Annotated in this window: 23 protein-coding genes and 5 tRNA genes; all 28 read right to left on the bottom strand. The window is 50.9% G+C overall.

The window, feature by feature from the left end; translation table 11 throughout:
• Positions 1–18: 18 nt before the first annotated feature.
• Positions 19–348, bottom strand: coding sequence for a 50S ribosomal protein L22 (gene rplV, locus IOQ59_RS06680; protein WP_193952604.1), 330 nt, complete (start codon positions 346–348; stop codon positions 19–21).
• Positions 349–361: 13 nt separating this feature from the next.
• A complete protein-coding gene (gene rpsS, locus IOQ59_RS06675) occupies positions 362–637 on the bottom strand; it encodes a 30S ribosomal protein S19 (RefSeq protein WP_193952497.1) in 276 nt (91 codons plus the stop codon).
• Between the two features lie 19 nt (positions 638–656).
• Positions 657–1,484, bottom strand: coding sequence for a 50S ribosomal protein L2 (gene rplB, locus IOQ59_RS06670; RefSeq protein ID WP_193952496.1), 828 nt, complete (start codon positions 1,482–1,484; stop codon positions 657–659).
• Positions 1,485–1,499: 15 nt separating this feature from the next.
• Positions 1,500–1,796: a 50S ribosomal protein L23 gene (rplW, locus tag IOQ59_RS06665; RefSeq protein ID WP_193952495.1), complete on the bottom strand. Its 297-nt coding sequence runs from the start codon at positions 1,794–1,796 to the stop codon at positions 1,500–1,502.
• A complete protein-coding gene (gene rplD, locus IOQ59_RS06660) occupies positions 1,793–2,398 on the bottom strand; it encodes a 50S ribosomal protein L4 (protein WP_193952494.1) in 606 nt (201 codons plus the stop codon). Before rplD ends, rplW begins: the two co-directional genes overlap by 4 nt.
• A gap of 11 nt (positions 2,399–2,409) precedes the next feature.
• A complete protein-coding gene (rplC, locus tag IOQ59_RS06655) occupies positions 2,410–3,048 on the bottom strand; it encodes a 50S ribosomal protein L3 (protein ID WP_193952493.1) in 639 nt (212 codons plus the stop codon).
• A gap of 121 nt (positions 3,049–3,169) precedes the next feature.
• The gene (gene rpsJ / locus IOQ59_RS06650; protein ID WP_027857456.1) at positions 3,170–3,481 is read right to left on the bottom strand and encodes a 30S ribosomal protein S10; all 312 of its coding nucleotides are present in this window, start codon (positions 3,479–3,481) and stop codon (positions 3,170–3,172) included.
• 163 nt (positions 3,482–3,644) lie between these two features.
• Positions 3,645–4,868, bottom strand: a complete 1,224-nt coding sequence (gene tuf, locus IOQ59_RS06645) for an elongation factor Tu (protein WP_193952492.1) — start codon at positions 4,866–4,868, stop codon at positions 3,645–3,647.
• Between the two features lie 31 nt (positions 4,869–4,899).
• Complete coding sequence (gene fusA, locus IOQ59_RS06640; protein ID WP_193952491.1) at positions 4,900–6,993, bottom strand: elongation factor G; 2,094 nt, start codon at positions 6,991–6,993, stop codon at positions 4,900–4,902.
• An 18-nt stretch (positions 6,994–7,011) separates the two neighbouring features.
• Entirely contained in the window at positions 7,012–7,482 is a 471-nt protein-coding gene (gene rpsG, locus IOQ59_RS06635) for a 30S ribosomal protein S7 (RefSeq protein WP_193952490.1), read from the bottom strand.
• Positions 7,483–7,621: 139 nt separating this feature from the next.
• Entirely contained in the window at positions 7,622–7,996 is a 375-nt protein-coding gene (rpsL, locus tag IOQ59_RS06630; protein WP_193952489.1) for a 30S ribosomal protein S12, read from the bottom strand.
• Positions 7,997–8,117: 121 nt separating this feature from the next.
• Positions 8,118–12,335 (bottom strand): DNA-directed RNA polymerase subunit beta', encoded by a 4,218-nt coding sequence (gene rpoC / locus IOQ59_RS06625; protein WP_193952488.1) that lies wholly within the window; start codon positions 12,333–12,335, stop codon positions 8,118–8,120.
• A gap of 71 nt (positions 12,336–12,406) precedes the next feature.
• On the bottom strand, positions 12,407–16,507 hold the full coding sequence (gene rpoB / locus IOQ59_RS06620) for a DNA-directed RNA polymerase subunit beta (protein ID WP_193952487.1): 4,101 nt from the start codon (positions 16,505–16,507) through the stop codon (positions 12,407–12,409).
• Between the two features lie 174 nt (positions 16,508–16,681).
• Positions 16,682–17,056, bottom strand: coding sequence for a 50S ribosomal protein L7/L12 (gene rplL, locus IOQ59_RS06615; RefSeq protein WP_193952486.1), 375 nt, complete (start codon positions 17,054–17,056; stop codon positions 16,682–16,684).
• A gap of 69 nt (positions 17,057–17,125) precedes the next feature.
• A complete protein-coding gene (gene rplJ / locus IOQ59_RS06610; RefSeq protein ID WP_193952485.1) occupies positions 17,126–17,620 on the bottom strand; it encodes a 50S ribosomal protein L10 in 495 nt (164 codons plus the stop codon).
• 222 nt (positions 17,621–17,842) lie between these two features.
• Positions 17,843–18,538 (bottom strand): 50S ribosomal protein L1, encoded by a 696-nt coding sequence (gene rplA / locus IOQ59_RS06605; protein WP_193952484.1) that lies wholly within the window; start codon positions 18,536–18,538, stop codon positions 17,843–17,845.
• On the bottom strand, positions 18,538–18,972 hold the full coding sequence (rplK, locus tag IOQ59_RS06600) for a 50S ribosomal protein L11 (RefSeq protein ID WP_193952483.1): 435 nt from the start codon (positions 18,970–18,972) through the stop codon (positions 18,538–18,540). Before rplK ends, rplA begins: the two co-directional genes overlap by 1 nt.
• A gap of 105 nt (positions 18,973–19,077) precedes the next feature.
• Complete coding sequence (gene nusG, locus IOQ59_RS06595; RefSeq protein ID WP_193952482.1) at positions 19,078–19,611, bottom strand: transcription termination/antitermination protein NusG; 534 nt, start codon at positions 19,609–19,611, stop codon at positions 19,078–19,080.
• Positions 19,612–19,623: 12 nt separating this feature from the next.
• Complete coding sequence (gene secE, locus IOQ59_RS06590) at positions 19,624–19,992, bottom strand: preprotein translocase subunit SecE (RefSeq protein ID WP_193952481.1); 369 nt, start codon at positions 19,990–19,992, stop codon at positions 19,624–19,626.
• A 61-nt stretch (positions 19,993–20,053) separates the two neighbouring features.
• A tRNA-Trp gene (locus IOQ59_RS06585) sits at positions 20,054–20,129 on the bottom strand.
• Positions 20,130–20,195: 66 nt separating this feature from the next.
• Complete coding sequence (gene tuf / locus IOQ59_RS06580; RefSeq protein ID WP_193952480.1) at positions 20,196–21,419, bottom strand: elongation factor Tu; 1,224 nt, start codon at positions 21,417–21,419, stop codon at positions 20,196–20,198.
• 83 nt (positions 21,420–21,502) lie between these two features.
• Positions 21,503–21,577 (bottom strand) — tRNA-Thr (locus IOQ59_RS06575).
• Between the two features lie 20 nt (positions 21,578–21,597).
• Positions 21,598–21,672 (bottom strand) — tRNA-Gly (locus tag IOQ59_RS06570).
• 17 nt (positions 21,673–21,689) lie between these two features.
• A tRNA-Tyr gene (locus tag IOQ59_RS06565) sits at positions 21,690–21,773 on the bottom strand.
• 22 nt (positions 21,774–21,795) lie between these two features.
• Positions 21,796–21,871, bottom strand: a tRNA-Thr gene (locus IOQ59_RS06560).
• A gap of 213 nt (positions 21,872–22,084) precedes the next feature.
• On the bottom strand, positions 22,085–22,804 hold the full coding sequence (locus tag IOQ59_RS06555) for a type III pantothenate kinase (protein WP_193952479.1): 720 nt from the start codon (positions 22,802–22,804) through the stop codon (positions 22,085–22,087).
• Complete coding sequence (gene birA / locus IOQ59_RS06550) at positions 22,801–23,775, bottom strand: bifunctional biotin--[acetyl-CoA-carboxylase] ligase/biotin operon repressor BirA (protein WP_193952478.1); 975 nt, start codon at positions 23,773–23,775, stop codon at positions 22,801–22,803. The genes IOQ59_RS06555 and birA overlap by 4 nt, the downstream gene beginning before the upstream one ends.
• Positions 23,776–23,791: 16 nt before the next feature.
• Positions 23,792–24,295, bottom strand: coding sequence for a type 3 dihydrofolate reductase (gene folA / locus IOQ59_RS06545; RefSeq protein ID WP_193952477.1), 504 nt, complete (start codon positions 24,293–24,295; stop codon positions 23,792–23,794).
• Positions 24,296–24,301: the final 6 nt, after the last annotated feature.

Below are 24,301 nucleotides of genomic sequence, written 5' to 3'. Positions count from 1 at the left end.
AACTCTCCTAGCAGTCGCTTAGTCAGCCACTTTAACGGTGATGTGGCAGGAACGCTTCAGAATACGATCTGCGCGACCCTTCGCACGCGGCTTGATGCGTTTCATAGTCATACCTTCGTCAACGAAAGTAGTTGAAACGCGCAGCTCATCAATATCAGCACCTTCGTTATGCTCCGCATTCGCGATAGCAGACTCCAGTACTTTCTTAACAAGCGCCGCACCTTTTTTTGGGCTATACGCCAGGATATCCAGAGCTTCACCTACAGACTTGCCACGGATCTGATCGCAGACCAGACGGGCTTTCTGAGCGGAGATGCGGGCGCCTTTCAATTTAGCGGCAACTTCCATCATCTAACTCCTATTATCGCTTGGCTTTCTTATCCGCTGCGTGACCACGGTATGTACGTGTAGCAGCGAACTCGCCCAGTTTATGACCGACCATGTCCTCAGTGATAAACACTGGAACGTGCTGGCGACCGTTATGTACTGCAATCGTCAAACCGACAAAGTTCGGGAAGACGGTAGAACGACGAGACCAAGTCTTGATAGGACGGCGCTCATTGTTCTCAATTGCAGCCTCTACCTTCTTCAGCAGGTGAAGGTCGATAAATGGACCTTTCTTCAGTGAACGTGGCACAACTGTATCCTCAACCTAATTATTTGGCTTGACGACGGCGTACGATCAATTTATCGGTACGCTTATTCTTACGGGTCTTATAACCCTTGGTTGGTACACCCCATGGAGTAACAGGGTTACGACCACCAGAGGTACGACCTTCACCACCACCATGTGGGTGATCAACCGGGTTCATTGCAACACCGCGAACGGTTGGACGAACACCACGCCAGCGCTTAGCACCAGCTTTACCCAGCTGACGCAGGGAGTGTTCAGAGTTGCTTACTTCACCCAGAGTTGCGCGACAGTCAACAAGGACTTTACGCATCTCACCAGAACGCAGACGCAGAGTTGCATAAGCACCTTCACGCGCGACCAGCTGAGCAGAAGTACCCGCAGAACGTGCCATCTGAGCGCCTTTACCAGGCTTCAACTCGATGCAGTGAACAACAGAACCCACAGGGATGTTGCGCAACGGCATGCAGTTGCCCGGCTTGATGTCAGTGTCAGTACCAGATTTGATCTGGGAACCAGCAGCAACACCTTTAGGTGCGATGATGTAACGACGCTCACCGTCTGCGTATTTCAACAGAGCGATGTGTGCGGAACGGTTAGGATCGTATTCCAGACGCTCTACAACGGCTGGGATTCCATCTTTGTTACGACGGAAATCGATAACACGGTACTGCTGTTTGTGACCACCACCTACGTGACGAGTAGTGATACGACCGTAGTGGTTACGACCACCGCTTTTGGATTTTTTCTCAACCAGCGGCGCGTAAGGCTTACCTTTGTGAAGGTCAGCACTTACCACTTTAACGACATGACGACGTCCAGCAGAGGTCGGCTTAGTTTTGATCAATGCCATTTTTTAAACCCCTAATTACTCGCCACCGAGGAAATCAATCTCAGAGCCGTCAGCCAGGCAGACATACGCTTTACGTACATCATTGCGCTTGCCGAAACCACGCGCAGTGCGCTTGGTCTTGCCCTTAACGTTGACGATGTTCACGCCTTTAACTTTGACGTCGAACAGCTCTTCAACCGCTTTCTTGATTTCTGGCTTGGTAGCGTCTTTAGTAACGCGGAACACCACCTGCTGAGAACCTTCAGCTACGATGGTTGCCTTTTCAGAGATGTGCGGACCCAACAGCACTTGGAAGATGCGTTCCTGGTTCATGCGAGCACCTCTTCAACCTTCTTCAGCGCAGCAACAGTGACCAGCACCTTGTCGAAACCGACCAGGCTTACTGGATCAACACCCGCAGCATCGCGTACGTCAACGTGTGGTACGTTGCGCGCAGCCAGGTACAGATTCTGTTCCACGTCTGCAGTGATCAGCAGTACGTTAGACAGGTCAAGCTCGTTCAGCTTGGCCACAAACTGTTTAGTTTTAGGAGATTCCAGAGCGAAATCTTCTACAACCACTAAGCGATCCTGACGAACCAACTCAGAGAAGATGCAACGCATAGCAGCGCGGTACATTTTCTTGTTTACTTTCTGAGCATGGTCACGTGGCTGTGCAGCGAACGTTACGCCACCAGTACGCCAGATTGGAGAACGGGAAGTACCCGCACGAGCACGACCGGTGCCCTTCTGACGCCAAGGTTTAGCACCACCACCAGATACCGCGGAGCGGTTTTTCTGGGCTTTAGTACCCTGACGAGCGCCAGCCAGGTATGCCGTAACAACCTGATGTACTAGCGCTTCGTTGAATTCTTTACCAAAAGCCAGGTCGGAAACTTCTACCGAACCGTTAGCTCCAGCTAAATTCAGATTCATTTCAAACCCCCTTAGGCGCCGACTTTAACAGCCGGTTTAACGATTACGTCACCGCCGGTTGCGCCCGGAACAGCACCTTTGATCAACAGCAGGTTACGTTCAACATCTACGCGAACGACTTCCAGAGTCTGTACAGTTACCTGTGCAGCACCCATGTGCCCTGCCATTTTTTTGCCTTTCCACACGCGGCCAGGAGTCTGACACTGACCAATAGAACCCGGAGCACGGTGAGATAGAGAGTTACCATGAGTCGCGTCTTGCATGGAGAAGTTCCAGCGCTTAATGCCGCCCTGGAAACCTTTACCTTTAGACTGACCAGTAACATCTACTTTCTGACCTGCTTCGAAGCGCGCAACAGTTAGCTCATCGCCAACGTTGACTTCTTCGTCACCTGACAGGCGGAACTCCCACAAACCTCGACCGGCTTCTACACCAGCTTTGGCGAAGTTACCCGCTTCCGGCTTAGACAGGCGATTAGCCTTCTTAGAACCGGTAGTAACCTGTACCGCTGCGTAGCCGTCGGTATCTGCTGTTTTCACAGTAGTTACACGGTTCGGTTCCACTTCGATGACGGTGACTGGCACGGATACGCCATCTTCTGCGAAGATGCGCGTCATACCCGCTTTACGTCCGATAAGACCTACAGACATTTCTTTAAAACCTCTTGCCAGTTGTGTACGGGGCTGTTACCCACTACGGCTGCCCTTCCCAGAGCATTCCACACTAAAAAAGCGCTTCATTAATAAATTAAATCTGCGCAGTGCCTTTTGATTAGCCGAGGCTGATCTGCACTTCTACACCCGCAGCAAGATCCAGCTTCATCAGTGCGTCAACTGTTTTCTCAGTTGGCTCAACGATGTCCAGAACACGCTTGTGAGTACGGATTTCATACTGATCACGTGCATCTTTATTCACGTGAGGAGAAACCAGAACTGTGTAGCGTTCTTTGCGGGTTGGAAGTGGGATCGGGCCACGCACCTGAGCACCCGTCCGTTTCGCAGTATCTACAATTTCCTGCGCGGAGGAGTCGATCAGGCGATGATCAAAGGCTTTCAGACGAATACGAATTTTCTGATTCTGCATTTCGATCACACAATTCCTAACGAATTATATTACGGCAAAGCCGACCACCCCTACTATGTAGGGGACGCAAATACTACTTGCATAAGGATATTCGGTCAAGCTTATTTTTTAACCAAAAAAAAGGCCCCCTGTCCGGGAGCCTTTTTCTGTCAATCAGCGAATATTATTCGATGATTTTAGATACAACACCTGCACCAACGGTACGACCACCTTCGCGGATAGCGAAACGCAGACCGTCTTCCATCGCGATTGGGTTGATCAGAGTAACGTCCATCTGGATGTTGTCACCCGGCATTACCATTTCTACACCCTCTGGCAGCTCACAAGCACCAGTGATGTCAGTTGTACGGAAGTAGAACTGTGGACGGTAGCCTTTGAAGAATGGAGTGTGACGACCACCCTCTTCTTTGGACAGTACGTATACTTCGCCTTCGAAACGAGTGTGCGGAGTGATGGAACCTGGCTTAGCCAGTACCTGACCACGCTCAACTTCGTCACGCTTAGTACCACGCAGCAGTGCACCAATGTTCTCACCTGCACGACCTTCGTCCAGCAGCTTACGGAACATCTCAACACCAGTACAAGTAGTAGTGGTAGTGTCTTTAACGCCGACGATTTCAATTTCGTCACCAACGTTAACGATACCACGCTCTACACGACCTGTTACTACAGTACCACGACCGGAGATAGAGAATACGTCCTCGATAGGCATCAGGAACGGCTGATCAATAGCACGCTCTGGCTCTGGAATGTAAGAATCCAGTGCTTCTACCAGCTTCTTAACAGCGGTAGTACCCAGTTCGTTGTCGTCCTGGCCGTTCAGAGCCATCAGAGCAGAACCAGCGATGATTGGAGTGTCATCACCTGGGAAGTCGTAAGTGTCCAGCAGCTCACGCAGTTCCATTTCTACCAGTTCCAGCATCTCTTCGTATTCTTCAGAGTCAACGCCGCCGCAATCTTCAGCCAGCAGGTCAGCTTTGTTCAGGAATACTACGATGAAAGGAACACCTACCTGACGGGACAGCAGGATGTGCTCACGAGTCTGAGGCATAGGGCCGTCAGTCGCGCCACATACCAGAATCGCGCCATCCATCTGCGCAGCACCAGTGATCATGTTTTTAACATAATCGGCGTGTCCTGGGCAGTCTACGTGTGCGTAGTGACGGATAGTAGAATCGTATTCAACGTGAGACGTTGCGATAGTGATACCACGCTCACGTTCTTCTGGAGCGTTATCGATCTGATCGAACGCTTTCATTTCACCGCCGAAAACTTCCGCGCATACGCGAGTCAGAGCAGCAGTCAGTGTAGTTTTGCCGTGGTCAACGTGGCCGATAGTACCAACGTTAACGTGCGGCTTGGAGCGTTCAAATTGTTCTTTAGCCACGGTTAATACCTCTTAAACGAAAGGGCAATAATTAATTCTGATTGATAACCGCATCAGCGACATTTTTTGGCGCTTCAGCGTAATCTTCAAATTCCATAGAGTAGGTCGCACGACCTTGGGTAGCGGAGCGCAAATCTGTTGCGTATCCGAACATTTCACCCAATGGTACTTGTGCATTGATGACCTTACCGGAAGAGCTGTCTTCCATACCCTGAACAAGGCCACGACGACGGTTCAGGTCACCCATCACATCGCCCATGTACTCCTCAGGAGTGACCACCTCTACTTTCATCATCGGCTCTAACAAGCATGGACTGGCATCCTGCGCGTACTTCTTAAGCGCCTGAGATGCCGCGATTTTAAACGCCATCTCGTTGGAGTCAACCTCATGGAAGGACCCATCATGAAGACGAGCCTTCAGACCAATAAGCGGGTAGCCTGCGATAACACCGTTCTGCATTTGCTCGGTGATACCTTTTTCGATCGCCGGGATGAATTCCTTCGGAATCGCACCACCCACAACCTCGTTGATAAACTCCAGACCCTCTTTATCAGACGGACTGAACTCAATCACAACGTGACCGTACTGACCACGACCACCAGACTGTCGCGCAAACTTATGGTTTGCGTTAACTGACTGGCGAATTTTTTCGCGGTAGGCAACCTGTGGTTTACCGATGTTTGCTTCAACCTTGAACTCTCGCTTCATTCGATCCACGAGAATATCCAGATGAAGCTCACCCATGCCGGAAATGATAGTCTGACCCGTTTCCTGATCAGTTTCTACCCGGAAAGAAGGATCTTCCTGCGCCAGCTTACCCAGCGCTATACCCATTTTTTCCTGATCCGCCTGGGACCTTGGCTCAACCGCAACAGAGATAACCGGCTCCGGAAACTCCATACGCTCCAGAACGATAACGTTATTGGTCGCACATAAAGTGTCACCGGTCGTTACATCCTTCATACCGATCAGAGCCGCGATGTCGCCTGCGCGAACCTCTTTGATCTCTTCACGGTTATTAGAGTGCATCTGCACCATACGACCAACACGCTCTTTCTTGCTTTTCACGGAATTCATCACACTGTCGCCAGAGTTGAGAACACCGGAATACACACGCACGAAAGTCAGCGTACCTACGAATGGATCAGTTGCGATCTTAAACGCCAGCGCCGCAAACGGCGCTTCGTCATCAGCTTCGCGAGTTGCGACAGTTTCTGCTGCGTCATCAAGCGTACCTTCGATCGCTTTAACTTCGACCGGAGACGGCATATATTCGATGACAGCATCAAGCACCGCCTGAACGCCTTTGTTCTTGAACGCAGAACCACACTGCATCAGAACAATGTCGTTATCCAGCGTGCGCTGACGCAGACCCGCTTTAATTTCTTCTGCGGACAACTCACCCTCTTCAAGGTATTTGTCCATCAGCTCTTCGGATGCCTCGGCTGCAGCGTCGACCATTTCTTCACGCAGCTCTTCGGCTTTATCCTGGAGGTCTGCAGGGATATCCTGCAGCTCGTAAGTCATGCCCTGATCCGCCTCATTCCACATGATAGCTTTCATGAGAATCAGATCTACGACACCCTTAAACTCATCTTCCGCACCGATCGGGAAATTGATCGGCACAGCAGTTGCACCCAGGCGATCCCTCAATTGGTCTACGACCATGAAGAAATCCGCACCCATACGGTCCATCTTATTGACGAACACCATACGTGGCACTTCATATTTATTCGCCTGCCGCCATACAGTCTCAGTCTGAGGCTGCACGCCGGACGATGCACAAAGCACAACCACAGCACCATCCAGTACTCGCAGAGAACGCTCTACTTCAATTGTGAAGTCAACGTGCCCTGGTGTATCGATGATGTTGATACGGTGGTCTTCAAACTGCTGATTCATCCCTTTCCAGAAACAAGTAGTCGCAGCAGAGGTAATCGTAATACCTCGCTCCTGCTCCTGCTCCATCCAGTCCATGGTAGCTGCACCATCGTGCACCTCACCAATTTTATGGGATAGACCGGTGTAGAATAAGACACGCTCAGTGGTAGTGGTCTTGCCAGCATCTACGTGCGCACAAATACCGATGTTACGATATTGTGCGATAGGAGTTTTACGAGCCACAACTCAATCCTCAGCAGCTTAGAAGCGGTAGTGAGCGAATGCTTTGTTCGCTTCAGCCATGCGATGAACGTCTTCACGTTTCTTCACAGCAGCACCACGGCCTTCTGCAGCATCAGCCAGCTCACCAGCCAGACGCAGCGCCATGGATTTTTCACCACGACCGCGAGATGCATCTACCAACCAACGCATAGCCAAGGCCATACGACGGCTAGGACGTACTTCAACAGGAACCTGGTAAGTAGCACCACCGACACGGCGGGACTTTACTTCGACCATAGGCTGAACTGTTTCCAGCGCTTTGTCGAAGATTTCCAGAGGATCCTGGTCAGAGCGCTCCTGGATTTTGTCCAGTGCTCCGTACACGATTTTCTCAGCAACAGATTTCTTACCGCTGATCATTACGTGGTTGATAAACTTTGCCAGAATTGTGTTACCGAATTTCGGATCCGGCAGAATTTCGCGCTTCGCAGCAACTCTTCTTCTAGGCATTGATAAGCCCTCAAATTTAAAAAGGTCTTCAGGTATTCAGGTAGTCAAACGACACCCGCCTTACTCTTATCCTGTCTGGTTTAGCGCGCCAGCGGCCTACTTAAAGACCGCTGCTTAGCCTCGCCATTAGGGATGGCGATTAAGACTTAGGACGTTTGGTACCGTACTTGGAGCGGCCTTGTTTACGATCATTCACACCGGAGCAGTCAAGAGAACCGCGAACAGTGTGGTAGCGTACACCCGGAAGGTCTTTTACACGACCACCGCGAATCAGTACAACGGAGTGTTCCTGCAAGTTGTGGCCTTCACCACCGATGTAGGAAGTCACTTCAAATCCGTTGGTCAGACGAACACGGCATACTTTACGCAATGCTGAGTTCGGTTTCTTCGGGGTAGTAGTGTAAACACGGGTACACACGCCACGGCGCTGTGGGCATGCCTGCAGAGCAGGAACGTCACTTTTTTGCACCTTACGTTTACGAGGCTTGCGCACCAACTGGTTAATAGTTGCCATTATTTAGCAAACTCCACGTTTTGATGGGCACCATAAAAAACTGAATTGAAATTAATCCAGTCACAAAAGGGGCCGGAATTGTACTCAATTCCGACCCATAACGTCAAACATTGAATAAAATTTATTCAGCGTCTGGCATTGAAGCGTTCAGTGCTTCGGTCAGTGCCTGTTGCACTTCTTCCGCACTCACGGTTGCTGTACCAGTTTCCGGCTGCGCTTTCTTGCGCTTACGCTCGGCATGGTATGCAAGACCGCTACCCGCTGGGATCAAACGACCCACAACAACGTTTTCCTTCAGGCCGCGCAGGAAGTCCTGCTTGCCGGTCACCGCACCTTCAGTCAAGACTCGAGTAGTCTCCTGGAAGGATGCAGCAGAGATGAAGGATTCTGTTGCCAGAGATGCCTTAGTGATACCCAACAGGACTCGTTCAAACTTCGCCGGGATCTTACCATCTGCTTCAAGCTGAGCATTCTCAGCCACAACAGCCTGGTATTCAACCTGATCACCCGGAATGAAGCTGGAGTCACCAGACGACAGGATCTCAACTTTGCGCAACATCTGACGTACGATAACTTCGATGTGCTTGTCGTTGATGATTACACCCTGTAGGCGGTAAACGTCCTGAATTTCGGAAGTGATATATTTCGCCAGCTCACCTACACCCAGTACACGCAGAATATCGTGCGGGTTAGATGGACCATCGGAAATAACCTCACCCTTTTCAACCTGCTCGCCTTCGAACACGTTCAGGTTACGCCATTTCTGGATCATGATCTCAATCGGATCACCGTCCTTCGGACTGATAACCAAACGCTTCTTGCCTTTGGTTTCTTTACCGAACGTTACGGTACCGGAGATCTCAGCCAGAATCGCGGACTCTTTTGGCTTACGCGCTTCAAACAAGTCAGCTACGCGTGGCAGACCACCGGTGATGTCCTTGTTGACCGTACCTTCCTGAGGGATACGTGCCAGTACATCACCTGCCTGTACCTCAGCGTTTGCCGCCAGGTTCAGGATCGCCTTAGCCGGCAGCAAGTATGTCGCAGGAGCACCGTTAGTCAAGATGATATCTTCGCCGTTAGCGTCAACCAGCTTGATCAATGGGCGGATATCTTTACCCGCCTGCGGACGGTCTTTCGCATCGAGAACCTCGATGGTGGACAGACCTGTCAGCTCATCCGTCTGACGCTTAACAGTGATGCCATCTTCCATCCCTGCAAACTCAACCTTACCACCTACTTCAGTGATGATTGGGTGAGTATGCGGATCCCAGTTAGCTACGATGTCGCCAGCGTTTACAGACTTGCCATCTTTAGTCTTGATCACAGAGCCGTATGGCAGCTTGTAGCGCTCACGCTCACGACCGTGCTCATCTGTTACACCCAGCTCACCGGAACGAGAGGTTGCAACCAAAGCACCGTCAGGACGCTCTACATACTTCAGATTATGCAGACGAATTTCACCGCCATTTTTAACCTGAACACTGTCGACAGCAGCTGCTCGGGATGCAGCACCACCGATGTGGAACGTACGCATGGTCAGCTGTGTACCTGGCTCACCGATAGACTGTGCAGCAATAACACCCACAGCTTCGCCCGGATTAACCTGATGGCCACGACCCAGATCACGACCGTAACAGCACGCACAAATACCATGACGCGTTTCACAGGTAATTGCACTGCGAACGATCACCTCATCGATTGAGGAGTATTTTTCGTCGTTTTCCAGCAGATGAATCCAAGCTTCGTCCATCAACTCGCCGTTTTCGATCAGAAGATTACCTTCCGGATCCAATACGTCACGCGCGATTACACGACCCAGAATTCGATCACCCAGACCCACTACAACATCACCACCTTCAATCAGCGGCGTCATCAGCAGACCTTCTTCGGTACCACAGTCGTGCTCAGTGATCACGTTATCTTGTGCCACATCTACCAGACGACGTGTCAGGTAACCGGAGTTTGCTGTTTTCAGTGCGGTATCAGCCAGACCTTTACGAGCACCGTGGGTCGAGATGAAGTACTGCAGTACGTTCAGACCTTCACGGAAGTTCGCGGTGATTGGCGTTTCGATGATCGAGCCATCCGGCTTCGCCATCAGACCACGCATACCTGCCAGCTGACGAATCTGCGCTGCACTACCTCGTGCACCGGAGTCGGCCATCATATATACGGAGTTGAAAGACTCCTGCTCAACCTCTTCACCTTCACGGTTAATCACCGGCTCGGTTTTCAGGTTGTCCATCATCTTCTTCGCCAGCAATTCGTTGGCACGGGACCAGATATCAACAACTTTGTTGTATTTCTCGCCCGCAGTTACCAAGCCGTCTGCGAACTGACGTTCGATCTCTTTAACTTCTGCGTCAGCTTCACCGATGATGTCTACTTTCTCATCCGGCACAACGAAATCGTTTACACCGATGGAAGCTCCGGACATCGTCGCTTGACGGAAACCGGTATACATCAACTGGTCAGCAAAGATAACAGTATCTTTCAGACCGCAGCGACGATACGCCTCGTTCAACAGTCGAGAGATCGCCTTCTTCTTCATGTTCTGGTTGACCAGCTCATATGGCAAGCCATCCGGAACGATCGCGAACAACAAAGCACGACCTGCAGTGGTTTCTTTTACTTCCGTGCGGGTTTCAACATTACCCTGAATGTCACGAATGGTCTCGGTGATACGCACACGAACTTTCGCCTGCAAAGACACCTGACCGGCACCGTGTGCACGCTCCACCTCTTCGATGTTGGAGAAGACCATACCTTCACCCTGAGCATTTACACGCTCACGGGTCATGTAATACAGACCCAATACAACGTCCTGAGACGGTACGATGATTGGTTCACCGTTCGCAGGAGACAGCACGTTGTTGGTAGACATCATCAGCGCGCGGGATTCCAGCTGCGCTTCAATTGTCAGCGGTACGTGTACCGCCATCTGGTCACCATCAAAGTCAGCGTTGTATGCCGCACATACCAGAGGGTGCAGCTGAATCGCTTTACCTTCGATCAGTACGGGCTCAAACGCCTGAATACCCAGACGGTGAAGGGTTGGTGCACGGTTAAGCAGAACCGGATGCTCGCGGATAACTTCGTCGAGGATATCCCATACCAGCGGCTCTTCACGCTCAACCATCTTCTTCGCAGCCTTAATGGTCGTTGCGTGACCACGCAGCTCCAGCTTGGAGAAGATAAATGGCTTGAACAGCTCCAGTGCCATCTTCTTAGGCAGACCACACTGGTGCAGACGCAGGTACGGACCTACTACGATTACGGAACGACCGGAGTAGTCAACACGTTTACCCAGCAGGTTCTGACGGAAACGACCCTGCTTACCTTTGATCATGTCTGCCAGAGATTTAAGCGGACGCTTGTTCGAACCAGTAATGGCACGACCACGACGACCGTTATCCAGCAATGCATCAACGGATTCCTGCAACATACGTTTTTCGTTACGTACGATGATGTCCGGTGCATTCAAATCCAACAGGCGCTTCAGACGGTTGTTACGGTTGATAACACGACGGTACAGATCGTTCAGATCGGATGTCGCGAATCGACCACCATCCAGCGGTACCAGAGGACGCAGATCAGGTGGCAGTACCGGCAGTACTTCCATGATCATCCATTCTGGGTTATTGCCAGACTTGAAGAAAGCTTCCAGCAGTTTCAGACGCTTGGACAGTTTCTTGATCTTGGTTTCAGAATTTGTCTGTGGCAGTTCTTCACGCAGGATCTGGATATCGCCTTCCAGATCGATCGATGCCAGCAGTTCTTTCACCGCCTCTGCACCCATACGCGCATCGAAGTCATCACCGAATTCTTCCAGTGCTTCGAAGTACTGCTCATCGTTCATCAACTGACCACGTTCCAGGGTAGTCATACCCGGATCGATCACAACAAATGATTCGAAATACAGAACACGTTCGATATCACGCAGCGTCATATCCAACATCAGACCGATGCGGGACGGCAGTGATTTCAGGAACCAGATGTGCGCGACAGGAGACGCCAGCTCAATGTGGCCCATACGGTCACGACGAACTTTTGCCAGGGTTACTTCAACGCCACACTTCTCGCAGATAACACCACGGTGCTTCATGCGTTTGTACTTACCACACAGGCACTCATAGTCTTTGACCGGGCCAAAAATCTTGGCACAGAACAGACCTTCGCGCTCAGGCTTGAAAGTACGGTAGTTAATGGTTTCCGGCTTTTTAACCTCACCATAAGACCAGGAGCGGATCATCTCCGGTGACGCCAATCCAATACGGATGGAGTCAAACTCTTCAGACTGGCCCTGAGATTTAAGCAGATTCAGCAAATCTTTCATTATTTCTGGCTCCTCACGGAGTTAATGCCTGGGGCCACCAAGGTGACCCCCGCCTGATTTCGGTTAAGCCGTTATTCGCTTTCCAGCTCGATATCGATACCGAGGGAGCGAATCTCCTTGATCAACACGTTGAAGGATTCCGGCATACCCGGCTCCATACGGTGATCGCCATCAACGATGTTCTTGTACATCTTAGTACGGCCGTTGACGTCATCGGACTTAACGGTGAGCATTTCCTGCAGGGTGTATGCAGCACCGTATGCTTCCAGCGCCCATACCTCCATCTCACCGAAACGCTGACCACCGAACTGAGCTTTACCACCCAGCGGCTGCTGAGTAACCAAGCTGTAAGAACCGGTAGAACGCGCGTGCATCTTATCGTCAACCAAGTGGTTCAGTTTGAGCATGTACATGTAACCCACGGTTACCGGACGATCAAACTTATTACCGGTACGGCCGTCGAACAGCGTGAACTGACCGCTGGTGTCGATATCTGCCAGTGTCAGCAGCTCTTTAAGCTCTGCTTCCTTCGCACCATCAAATGCAGGAGTTGCCAGAGGTACACCTTTACGCAGGTTATGCGACAGGGTCAGGATCTCTTCATCGCTGAAGGTATCCAGGTCCTCTTTACGGGCATTCTCCCAACCACCCAGCTTGCTGTTGTAGATACGATCCAGGAATTCACGCAGCTCTTTAACCTTCTCGGCTTTAGCGCGCTCTTCTTCCAGCATCTCGTTGATCTTGTTACCCAGACCTTTAGCTGCAGCACCCATGTGGGTCTCCAGAATCTGACCAACGTTCATTCGAGACGGTACACCCAGCGGGTTCAGTACGATATCGACTGGCTCGCCTTTTTCGTCGTAAGGCATGTCTTCAACAGGCATGATCACGGAGATAACACCTTTGTTACCGTGACGACCTGCCATCTTGTCACCTGGCTGCACACGACGCTTAGTTGCAACGTATACCTTAACGATCTTCAGCACACCCGGTGCCAGATCATCGCCAGTCTGCAATTTGCCTTTCTTATCTTCGAAACGGGCATCCAGCTGTTCACGACGCTCTTCCAGCTGTTTCTGAGCCAGCTCAAGCTGCTCTGCAACAGCTTCATCGGACAGGCGGATCTTGAACCACTCAGAGTGTTTCAGATCGGATAAGAACTCAGACGTAATTTCGTCGCCTTTCGCCAGACCTGCACCACCGTCAGCTTTAAGACCAACCAGCGCTTTTTCCAGACGCTCAAATACCGCTTCTTCAACGATACGGAATTCGTCGTTCAAATCCTTACGGATGGAATCCAGCTCAGAGGTCTCAATAGACAGCGCACGCTCGTCTTTAGGCACACCATCACGGGTAAATACCTGTACATCGATAACTTTACCGATGGTACCGGTCTTAACACGCAGGGACGTATCTTTAACGTCAGACGCCTTCTCACCGAAGATCGCACGCAGCAGCTTCTCTTCCGGAGTCAGCTGAGTCTCACCCTTAGGTGTCACTTTACCGACCAGGATATCACCAGGGCCTACTTCAGCACCGATGTGAACGATACCGGACTCATCCAGCTTTCCGAGCGCAGACTCACCGACGTTAGGGATATCTGAAGTCACTTCCTCAGGTCCCAGCTTGGTGTCACGCGCCACACAGGTCAGTTCCTGAATGTGAACAGTGGTAAAACGGTCTTCCTGAACAACACGCTCAGAGATGAGGATGGAATCCTCAAAGTTATAACCATTCCACGGCATGAACGCGATACGCATGTTCTGACCCAACGCCAGCTCACCCATATCAACGGACGGACCGTCAGCCATGATGTCACGCGCATTAACTTCATCACCCGGGAAAACGATTGGGCGCTGGTTAATGCAGGTATTCTGGTTAGAACGGGTATATTTGGTCAGGTTGTAGATATCTACACCTGCATCGCCTGCACCCACTTCCGAATCGCGTACTTTTACAACAATACGGCCCGCATCAACGGACTCAACGATACCGCCACGCTTGGCAACCACACATACACCGGAGTCACGTGCTACGTTACTCTCCATGCCTGTACCAACCAGCGGCTTATCAGCACGCAATGTTGGAACAGCCTGACGCTGCATGTTGGAACCCATCAATGCACGGTTGGCATCATCGTGTTCCAGGAATGGGATCAGGGATGCCGCAACAGATACAACCTGGCGTGGAGATACGTCCATGTACTGGACTTTATCCGGTGCCATCACGGTGAATTCGTTCAGGTGACGAACGTTAACCAGCTCTTCAACCAGACGCTTACCTTCGTCCATCTCCGCGGACGCCTGTGCGATAACGTATTTGTTCTCTTCGATCGCAGACAGGTAATCGATCTCGTCGGTAACCACACCCTCAACAACACGACGGTATGGAGTTTCCAGGAAACCGTAGTCATTGGTGCGGGCAAATACAGCCAGCGAGTTGATCAGACCGATGTTCGGACCCTCAGGGGTCTCGATTGGACATACACGACCGTAATGAGTCGGGTGTACATCTCGCACCTCAAAGCCCGCTCGTTCACGAGTCAGACCACCTGGACCCAACGCGGATACACGACGCTTGTGAGTAACTTCGGACAACGGGTTGTTCTGATCCATAAACTGGGACAGCTGGCTGGAACCAAAGAACTCTTTGATTGCCGCAGCAACTGGCTTAGCGTTGATCAGATCCTGAGGCATCAGGTTATCGGATTCCGCCATGCTCAGACGTTCACGAACCGCACGTTCAACACGCACCAGACCCACACGGAACTGGTTCTCTGCCATCTCACCAACAGAACGGATACGACGGTTACCCAGGTGATCGATATCATCGACCGTACCGAAACCGTTACGGATTTCGATCAGGGTTTTCATTACCGCCAGAATATCTTCTTTATCCAGCACGCCAGGACCAGTGACTGCATCACGACCCAGACGACGGTTGAACTTCATACGACCAACGCCGGACAGATCATAACGCTCGTCTGCAAAGAACAGGTTCTCAAACAGCGCTTCTGCGGATTCTTTGGTTGGCGGCTCGCCAGGACGCATCATGCGGTAGATCTCTACCAATGCTTCCAGCTGGTTGCGAGTCGGATCGTTACGCAGGGTATCGGAGATAAACGCGCCACAATCCAGCTCATTGGTGTACAGAGTTTCAAACTCGGTTACGCCAAGGTGCTGCATTTTTTCGATCAGGTCTTCGGTGATCTCGGCGTTAGACGCGCAAAGCAGTTCACCGGTAGTCGGATCAACGATGTCTTTACCCATCGCTTTACCTGCCAGATATTCTGCAGGCACTTCCAGATGCTCCATGTTCGCCTTCGCCATTTGACGAATGTGACGTGGAGTAATACGACGACCTGGCTCAACGATTACATTACCTTCAGGATCTTTCACCTCAAAGGTCATGGTCTCGCCGCGCAAGCGATCCGGCACCAATTCCATGCGGATCGTATCTTTGTCCAGTGTCCATGAGGTATTGTCAAAGAAGATATCTAGAATTTCTTCAGAGCTGTAGCCCAGCGCGCGCAGCAGAATAGTTGCTGGCAGCTTACGGCGACGGTCAATACGTACGAACAGGCTGTCTTTCGGGTCGAACTCGAAGTCCAACCAGGAACCGCGGTAAGGAATAATACGCGCGGAGTAAAGCAGCTTACCGGAAGAATGTGTTTTACCTTTGTCATGATCAAAGAACACACCCGGAGAGCGATGCAGCTGAGACACGATAACACGCTCAGTACCGTTCACTACGAAGGTACCGTTATCAGTCATCAGGGGCATCTCGCCCATGTATACTTCCTGCTCCTTGATATCCTTAACCGCTTTATTGCTAGATTCACGGTCGTAGATTACCAGGCGAACTTTGACGCGCAGCGGTGCAGCATAGGTGATACCGCGCATCTGGCATTCTTTTACATCGAAAACAGGTTCACCGAGGCGGTAGCCGACGTATTCCAGAGATGCATTTCCGGAATATGAAACAATTGGAAAAACAGAACTAAACGCTGCGTGAAGACCTTCATCGCGAACTTCAGCGACATCGGATCCCTGCTGCAAGAACCGCTTATAGGAATCGATCTGGATTGCAAGCAGGTAAGGCACATCCATAACCTGCGGCAATTTGCCGAAGTCTTTACGGATGCGTTTCTTTTCAGTGTATGAATAAGCCATCAGTGTTCCCCAGCAAGTGCACCAAGTGAGAAACAGTCCAGAAGGAGTGCTCCCGGTCTGTCTTGCCGTTAATTATTTGCTGTCTATAAATAACGGAAAAAGGCCGGTGGCAATTTGCCACCAGCCATCAGCACTTCGAGCAGCTATATGCTGCTCTGTAATGCAAAGAAGCTATTACTTAACTTCAACAGATGCGCCTGCTTCTTCCAGGGCAGTCTTAAGTTCTTCAGCTTCTTCTTTGCTAACGCCTTCTTTAACAGCCGCTGGAACGCCGTCAACCATGCCTTTAGCTTCTTTCAAGCCCAGGCCAGTTGCAGCACGTACTGCTTTGATTACGTTTACTTTCTTATCGCCTACAGCGGTCAGAACAACGTCAAATTCAGTCTGTTCTTCAGCTGCACCAGCGTCACCGCCAGCAGCGCCGCCAGCTACAACTGCAGCAGCAGCTGTAACGCCGAATTTTTCTTCCATTGCTTCGATCAGAACAACTACGTCCTTAACGGACATTTCAGCAATTGCGTTAAGGATATCTTCGTTAGTCAGAGACATGATGTATTTCCTGATAATCTCGGGCCACATAGCCCGTTGAATCTTTTAAAAACTGCCTGCGTAAGTAACTTACGCAGCCTGCTCTTCTTTCTGGTCGCGAACGGCCGCAATAGTGCGGACCAGCTTGCCAGCTGCTGCTTCTTTCATGCACATCATCAGCTTCGCAATAGCTTCGTCGTATGTTGGCAAGCTTGCCAGCATAGCGATATCTACCGCTTCACCTTCAAATGCTGCTGCTTTCAGCTCGAACTTGTCGTTACCCTTAGCGAAATCCTGCAGGATGCGAGCACCTGCTCCCGGATGTTCGGTAGAGAAAGCGATGATGGACGGACCTTTGAAAGTGTCAGCCAGACACTCATAGTCAGTACCTTCAACCGCACGACGCGCCAGTGTGTTACGAACAACTTTCAGCCACACACCTGCTTCACGAGCCTGCTTACGCAGAGCAGTCATATCTTCAACAGCAACGCCGCGAGAATCCGCAACTACCGCTGAAAGAGCGCCTTTAGCAGCTTCCTGGACTTCAGCGACGATCGCTTTTTTGTCTTCGAGTCCTAATGCCACGATTTACTCCTGGATTTAGTCTTACGACTGTTTACCAATCACTTCACTGGGAAGCGAAGCTTGAGTACGGTGGTTTTAGATTCACAAGGAATCTCACCGTCTGCGCAGGCTGGTTTCCCATTAAGAACTACAGTCAGAAGACTGCAGTCCACCTGCGGTCTTTGACGGCCTTCGTCTCTATTAAGAGGGAACGAAGACCCTCAAAAAACCTTTAACTCAGAATTAGAATTCCAGAGAACTCTGATCCAGAGTCAGACCCGGTCCCATAGTAGTGGACAGAGTAACTTTCTTCACATACACGCCTTTGGCAGAAGCAGGCTTAGCCTTCTTCAGATCAACCAGCAGTGCTTCAACGTTGCTCTTAACAGCAGCAGCATCGAAATCTACTTTGCCAACACCCGCGTGGATGATGCCGTTTTTGTCAGCACGGAAACGCACCTGACCGGCTTTAGCATTATTTACAGCGGTAACAACGTCTGGAGTTACAGTGCCAACTTTAGGGTTTGGCATCAGACCGCGCGGGCCCAAAATCTGACCCAGCTGACCAACTACACGCATTGCATCTGGAGTTGCGATAACAACACCAAAGTCCAGATCGCCGCCTTTGATCTGCTCAGCCAGATCTTCAAAGCCAACAACATCTGCACCAGCAGCTTTTGCTTTCTCAGCGTTTTCACCCTGAGCAAAAACAGCAACGCGAACATCGTTACCAGTGCCGTTTGGCAGTACAGTAGAACCACGAACAACCTGATCAGATTTACGTGGATCGATACCCAGATTTACAGCCAGCTCAACAGTTTCTTTGAACTTAACGGTAGACAGTTCAGTCAGCAGTGCAACAGCGTCTGCAACTGCGTACTGTTTAGTGCTATCAACTTTTTCGTTGATCAGCTTTTGACGCTTAGACAGCTTAGCCATTATTCCTGACCCTCCACAACAAGACCCATGCTACGCGCAGAACCTGCGATAGTACGTACAGCTGCATCCATATCAGCAGCTGTCAGGTCAGCCATCTTAGTAGTCGCAATCTCTTCCAGCTGAGCGCGGGTAACAGTACCGACTTTCTCAGTGTTAGGACGACCGGAACCGCTCTTCAGGCCTGCAGCCTTCAGCAGCAGAACAGATGCTGGTGGAGTTTTGGTGATGAAAGTGAAGCTGCGATCAGCGTACACAGTAATCACAACCGGGATTGGCATCCCATTTTCCATGCTCTGCGTAGCAGCGTTAAATGCCTTACAGAATTCCATGATGTTTACACCGTGCTGACCCAGAGCTGGACCAACTGGTGGACTTGGGTTAGCCTGACCGGCAGCGACCTGGAGCTTGATATAAGCTTCGATCTTCTTAGCCATTGAAATCACCTCATTTGGGTACAAGCGCCTTGCGGCTCCCCGTTTCTTTAAAACGCAAAAACCCCACCCCTCAAGAGGCAGAGTTTTTTACAACTTTTTCTTAACTCAGGCCTTTTCGACCTGAATAAATTCCAACTCTACCGGCGTGGAGCGACCGAAAATCAGCACTGCAACCTGCAGCCTGTTCTTCTCGTAATTAACTTCCTCAACAACACCATTAAAGTCAGCAAACGGACCGTCAGTAACACGAACCATTTCACCCGGCTCGAAGACTGTCTTCGGCCTAGGTTTATCTACACCACTTTCAACGCGCTGCAGTATCTCATTTGCTTCTTTTTCAGTGATCGGCGCAGGATTGCCTGCAGTACCACCGATAAAACCAAGCACATGAGGAGTATTCTTAACCAGATGCCAGGACTCATCATTCATATCCATGTGCACCAGTACGTAACCCGGGTAGAACTTACGCTCGGACTTACGCTTCTTACCTTCGCGGATCTCTACTACTTCTTCGGTTGGCACAAGCACATCACCAAAGAAATCCTGCATTTCATGCAGCTCAATACGCTCTTTCAGCGTATTCATCACGCGCTTTTCGTAACCGGAATACGCATGTACAACATACCAACGCATAGACATGCCAATAACCTCTTAACCGATCACACCGGACACAAGCCAGCTCAATAATGAATCCAGCCCCCACAGCGCCAGACCAACGATCAACACAACAACCACAACGATTGCCGTTGTCTGACCAGTCTCTTGACGTGTAGGCCATACAACCTTACGAATTTCTGCTTTGGCTTCTTTAAACAAGTTAAAGAATGCCTGCCCTTTAGCCGTCTGCAAAGCAACAAAGCCTGCAACCAGCGCCAGCACCACAAGCACAACGACACGATAGAACAGCGATTCTTCCGCGTAGATGGAGTTACCTACAACTCCGGCGGCAACCACCAGCACAACCGCTACCCATTTAAGAGCATCGAATTTTGAACCTTCGGAAGACACTTTAGAGTTCACGTTTGGAAGCCTCAGAATTTTAGAAAAGCTACTGCTTTGTGATGCCAATCCCGAGAAGGATTGGCAGGCCAGGAGGGACTCGAACCCCCAACCTGCGGTTTTGGAGACCGCTGCTCTGCCAATTGAGCCACTGGCCTACTGCGTAATAGGGAGGCACATTATATGCACCCCCCCGGTGTTTGGCAACACCTAATTATCGGTTTTTATTCGATAATTTTAGATACAACACCTGCACCAACGGTACGACCACCTTCGCGGATAGCGAAACGCAGACCGTCTTCCATCGCGATTGGGTTGATCAGAGTAACGTCCATCTGGATGTTGTCACCCGGCATTACCATTTCTACACCCTCTGGCAGCTCACAAGCACCAGTGATGTCAGTTGTACGGAAGTAGAACTGTGGACGGTAGCCTTTGAAGAATGGAGTGTGACGACCACCCTCTTCTTTGGACAGTACGTATACTTCGCCTTCGAAACGAGTGTGCGGAGTGATGGAACCTGGCTTAGCCAGTACCTGACCACGCTCAACTTCGTCACGCTTAGTACCACGCAGCAGCGCACCAATGTTCTCACCTGCACGACCTTCGTCCAGCAGCTTACGGAACATTTCAACACCAGTACAAGTAGTAGTGGTAGTTTCTTTAACGCCGACGATTTCAATTTCGTCACCAACGTTAACGATACCACGCTCTACACGACCCGTTACTACAGTACCACGACCGGAGATAGAGAATACGTCCTCGATAGGCATCAGGAACGGCTGATCAATAGCACGCTCTGGCTCTGGAATGTAAGTATCCAGCGCTTCTACCAGCTTCTTAACAGCGGTAGTACCCAGCTCGTTGTCGTCCTGGCCGTTCAGAGCCATCAGAGCGGAACCAGCGATGATTGGAGTGTCATCACCTGGGAAGTCGTAAGTGTCCAGCAACTCACGCAGTTCCATTTCCACCAGTTCCAGCATCTCTTCGTATTCTTCAGAGTCAACGCCGCCGCAATCTTCAGCCAGCAGGTCAGCTTTGTTCAGGAATACTACGATGAAAGGAACACCTACCTGACGAGACAGCAGGATGTGCTCACGAGTCTGAGGCATAGGGCCGTCAGTCGCGCCACATACCAGAATCGCGCCATCCATCTGCGCAGCACCAGTGATCATGTTTTTAACATAATCGGCGTGTCCTGGGCAGTCTACGTGTGCGTAGTGACGGATAGTAGAATCGTATTCAACGTGAGACGTTGCGATAGTGATACCACGCTCACGTTCTTCTGGAGCGTTATCGATCTGATCGAACGCTTTCATTTCACCGCCGAAGACTTCCGCACATACGCGAGTCAGGGCAGCGGTCAGTGTAGTTTTGCCGTGGTCAACGTGGCCGATCGTACCAACGTTAACGTGCGGCTTGGAGCGTTCAAATTGTTCTTTAGCCATCAGTACAGTCCACTAGCGATAATTTTTTGAAAAACAAATATAACAAAGGGCAGATATATTGCTATATCTGCCCTTCATAAAACTGGAGCTCATGGGCGGATTTGAACCGCCGACCTCACCCTTACCAAGGGTGTGCTCTACCCCTGAGCTACATGAGCGAAAACTCATATACTCCAGCTGGAGCGGGTAGCGGGAATCGAACCCGCCTCTTCAGCTTGGAAGGCTGAGGTAATAGCCACTATACCATACCCGCTTTGGGTCAAGCTGAAATGGTGGTGGGAGGTGGATTCGAACCACCGAAGCTTTCGCGTCAGATTTACAGTCTGATCCCTTTGGCCACTCGGGAATCCCACCTTACCAATACTTCGCAGCTGAATGGTGCCGGCACCAAGAGTCGAACTCGGGACCTACTGATTACAAGTCAGTTGCTCTACCAACTGAGCTATACCGGCTCAGCGTCGAAGTGGCGCGTATATTACCCACAGCTCAGATACGACGCAACCCCAAAACCCAACTTTTTTAAGTTTTTTTCGAAAAACTTTTGAACAGGGTTAGCACTTTGATTTTATTGGGTAATTCTTAGACAGGAAAGGAACGAACTTACGCACGCCTTAGATAGACGGAATATCAAATAGGGAGAGACAAGGGGATAGAAAGAGAAGGGCTCAGGACAGCGACCAGCGCAAACCCTCCATTACAAGATCCTGATGCAGCTGACCCACACCTGACAATTGATGAAACAGCACACCATCACCGCCGGTGATATAGAGACAGGTATCGACAGACTCACCCAGCTCATTGACTATCTTTTCCTGCAACGCCTTAAAAGCAAAATTTATACCGTGCGCAACAGCTGCAGACGTATGCTGACCAGGCTCTACCTGAAACTGATCTACCGTGCGATCAACCAACACCTCTGCGGTATTACGCTGCAGACTCTCAGACATCAGACGCAGACCAGGGATAATAAACCCTCCCCGGTGTCGACCGTCATCTTCCAGATAATCAACGGTGATCGCACTACCACAATCAACCACGCAACACGCCTGCTGACAGTCGTTATACGCCGCCAGCATTGCCAGCCAGCGATCCACCCCCATACGCGATGGATCTGAGTAACTGTTCACAACACCCGCCGCTTCCGCACGGGTCACCGCAAACTCAGGCTGGCAACCCCAGCGCGCCTGACAGTATGCCAATAGCAAAGCAGCGACTGCCGGACCCGCCACATTAGAGATACGAACCTGATCAATCTGAGCAGGCCAGTCCACTGGCATCTCGGCCGTTAAGCGATCGGTGGGATGACGACCGCGATCAACCACCGCACCCGACTCCACCGTTCGCCACTTCAGCAGCGTATTGCCCACATCGATATCAAGGATCATCCTGTTCGTCTGACGCTCACTTCACCACCATGAAAACTGCGCAATCCTTCTGCTGTTTCCAACAAGAGCGCCCCGCTAGTATCGACACCCCGACACACACCTTCAAGGGTATTCTGACCAACAAACAGATTAACGGGCTGATCCTGATAGGCGTGCCACTGATGCCACTGATCCACTAGCGGCGCAAAGCCCTCAACCGCAAACCGCTCAAGCGCTGGCACCAACTCTTCCAGAACCGCCGCCAGCAGATTATTGCGTGAAACCTTCACACCCATTGCAGTTTGTAGATCAACCCAAGGCTGATCAATCGCGGCAGCAAAATCCATCGGCATCGCCACATTGACACCAATACCGATCACGACCTGACATTCACCCGACGCATCTCCGGTCATCTCAAGCAATATGCCCGCCAGCTTACGATCTCGCCACAGCAGATCATTGGGCCATTTCAGCTGAACTTCGTCCGCCCCCAGCTTTTGCAAAGCCTTAACCAGACTCAACCCCACCAGAAGACTCAATCCTTCCAGCGCAGCGGCACCGTTTTCGAAACGCCATACCAAAGAGAAATAGAGATTACGCCCAAAAGGGCTCTCCCAAGGTCGGCCGCGACGACCGCGACCCTCTGTTTGCTGCTCGGCCACGAACAGATGCCCGTGACAGTCAGCCTCCTGACTCTTCTGCGAGGCTCGCAGATTTGTCGAAGGAATAGATAAATCAAGTTCAATGGTTTTCAGCTTCGCTCGCACTGATGGCTCCAGTACGGTCTCAATCTGCTCCAGATCCAGCAGGTCAAGACCTCCCGGAACCCGGTAACCACGTCCCTTAACGCTATAAATTTCCAAGCCGAACTCTTCCAGCTTGCGGATCTGCTTCCAGATTGCACTACGGCTTACGCCAAGCACTTCTCCAAGCTCACGCCCAGAGTGAAAGCGTCCGTCAGCCAGGATAGACAACAACGAACGGATCGCCATACTACTTCATCCTTCGTTACACCCGGTCCAACACGATAAAACTGTAATCGTAGGGGTTTGGTTCCTTTGCTGTGAAGTCCTCGCGCCCAACTTCTTGCCACTGTTCCATGGCAATCACCGGGAACCAGGCATCACCCTCTACACTGGAGTGAACCTGCGTCAGATACAGCCGATCGGCACGGAGTAGCGCCTGCTCATAGATCTGAGCACCACCGATCACCATCGCCTCTTCAGCACCATCAATTACACAAATGCTCTCTGCCAGCTCTATTGCAGACTCCAGCGACGGGACAACCTTCACCCCTTCCGGCGTATAACCGGCCTGTCTGGAGATTACAATATTCGTTCGGCCCGGCAATGGACGACCAATCGACTCATAGGTTTTACGCCCCATAATGATCGGTTTCGACATCGTGACCTGCTTGAAATAACGCAGATCCTCCGGCAGATGCCAGGGTAATTTATTGTTAATCCCGATTACCCGGTTTTCTGCCTGAGCAACGATGATTGCCAGCCTCATATTCTT

The organism is Pontibacterium sinense, assembly GCF_015209595.1.
GTDB classification, from domain to species: domain Bacteria; phylum Pseudomonadota; class Gammaproteobacteria; order Pseudomonadales; family Balneatricaceae; genus Pontibacterium; species Pontibacterium sinense.
Note: the sequence above shows the minus strand (reverse complement) of the source record. Positions and strands in the feature narration are given on the sequence as shown.

Coding starts and splice junctions, on each gene's coding strand:
- nusG (WP_193952482.1), bottom strand. CDS start 19,611: ATGTCTATGCGTTGGTATGTTGTACATGCGTATTCCGGTTACGAAAAG.
- rplA (WP_193952484.1), bottom strand. CDS start 18,538: ATGGCTAAGCTGTCTAAGCGTCAAAAGCTGATCAACGAAAAAGTTGAT.
- rplW (WP_193952495.1), bottom strand. CDS start 1,796: ATGAACCAGGAACGCATCTTCCAAGTGCTGTTGGGTCCGCACATCTCT.
- rplB (WP_193952496.1), bottom strand. CDS start 1,484: ATGGCATTGATCAAAACTAAGCCGACCTCTGCTGGACGTCGTCATGTC.
- folA (WP_193952477.1), bottom strand. CDS start 24,295: ATGAGGCTGGCAATCATCGTTGCTCAGGCAGAAAACCGGGTAATCGGG.
- IOQ59_RS06555 (WP_193952479.1), bottom strand. CDS start 22,804: ATGATCCTTGATATCGATGTGGGCAATACGCTGCTGAAGTGGCGAACG.
- rplL (WP_193952486.1), bottom strand. CDS start 17,056: ATGTCTCTGACTAACGAAGATATCCTTAACGCAATTGCTGAAATGTCC.
- rpoC (WP_193952488.1), bottom strand. CDS start 12,335: ATGAAAGATTTGCTGAATCTGCTTAAATCTCAGGGCCAGTCTGAAGAG.
- rpsL (WP_193952489.1), bottom strand. CDS start 7,996: ATGGCAACTATTAACCAGTTGGTGCGCAAGCCTCGTAAACGTAAGGTG.
- rplV (WP_193952604.1), bottom strand. CDS start 348: ATGGAAGTTGCCGCTAAATTGAAAGGCGCCCGCATCTCCGCTCAGAAA.
- tuf (WP_193952480.1), bottom strand. CDS start 21,419: ATGGCTAAAGAACAATTTGAACGCTCCAAGCCGCACGTTAACGTTGGT.
- birA (WP_193952478.1), bottom strand. CDS start 23,775: ATGGCGATCCGTTCGTTGTTGTCTATCCTGGCTGACGGACGCTTTCAC.
- rplC (WP_193952493.1), bottom strand. CDS start 3,048: ATGTCTGTAGGTCTTATCGGACGTAAAGCGGGTATGACGCGCATCTTC.
- rplK (WP_193952483.1), bottom strand. CDS start 18,972: ATGGCTAAGAAGATCGAAGCTTATATCAAGCTCCAGGTCGCTGCCGGT.
- rpsJ (WP_027857456.1), bottom strand. CDS start 3,481: ATGCAGAATCAGAAAATTCGTATTCGTCTGAAAGCCTTTGATCATCGC.
- rpoB (WP_193952487.1), bottom strand. CDS start 16,507: ATGGCTTATTCATACACTGAAAAGAAACGCATCCGTAAAGACTTCGGC.
- rplD (WP_193952494.1), bottom strand. CDS start 2,398: ATGAATCTGAATTTAGCTGGAGCTAACGGTTCGGTAGAAGTTTCCGAC.
- rpsG (WP_193952490.1), bottom strand. CDS start 7,482: ATGCCTAGAAGAAGAGTTGCTGCGAAGCGCGAAATTCTGCCGGATCCG.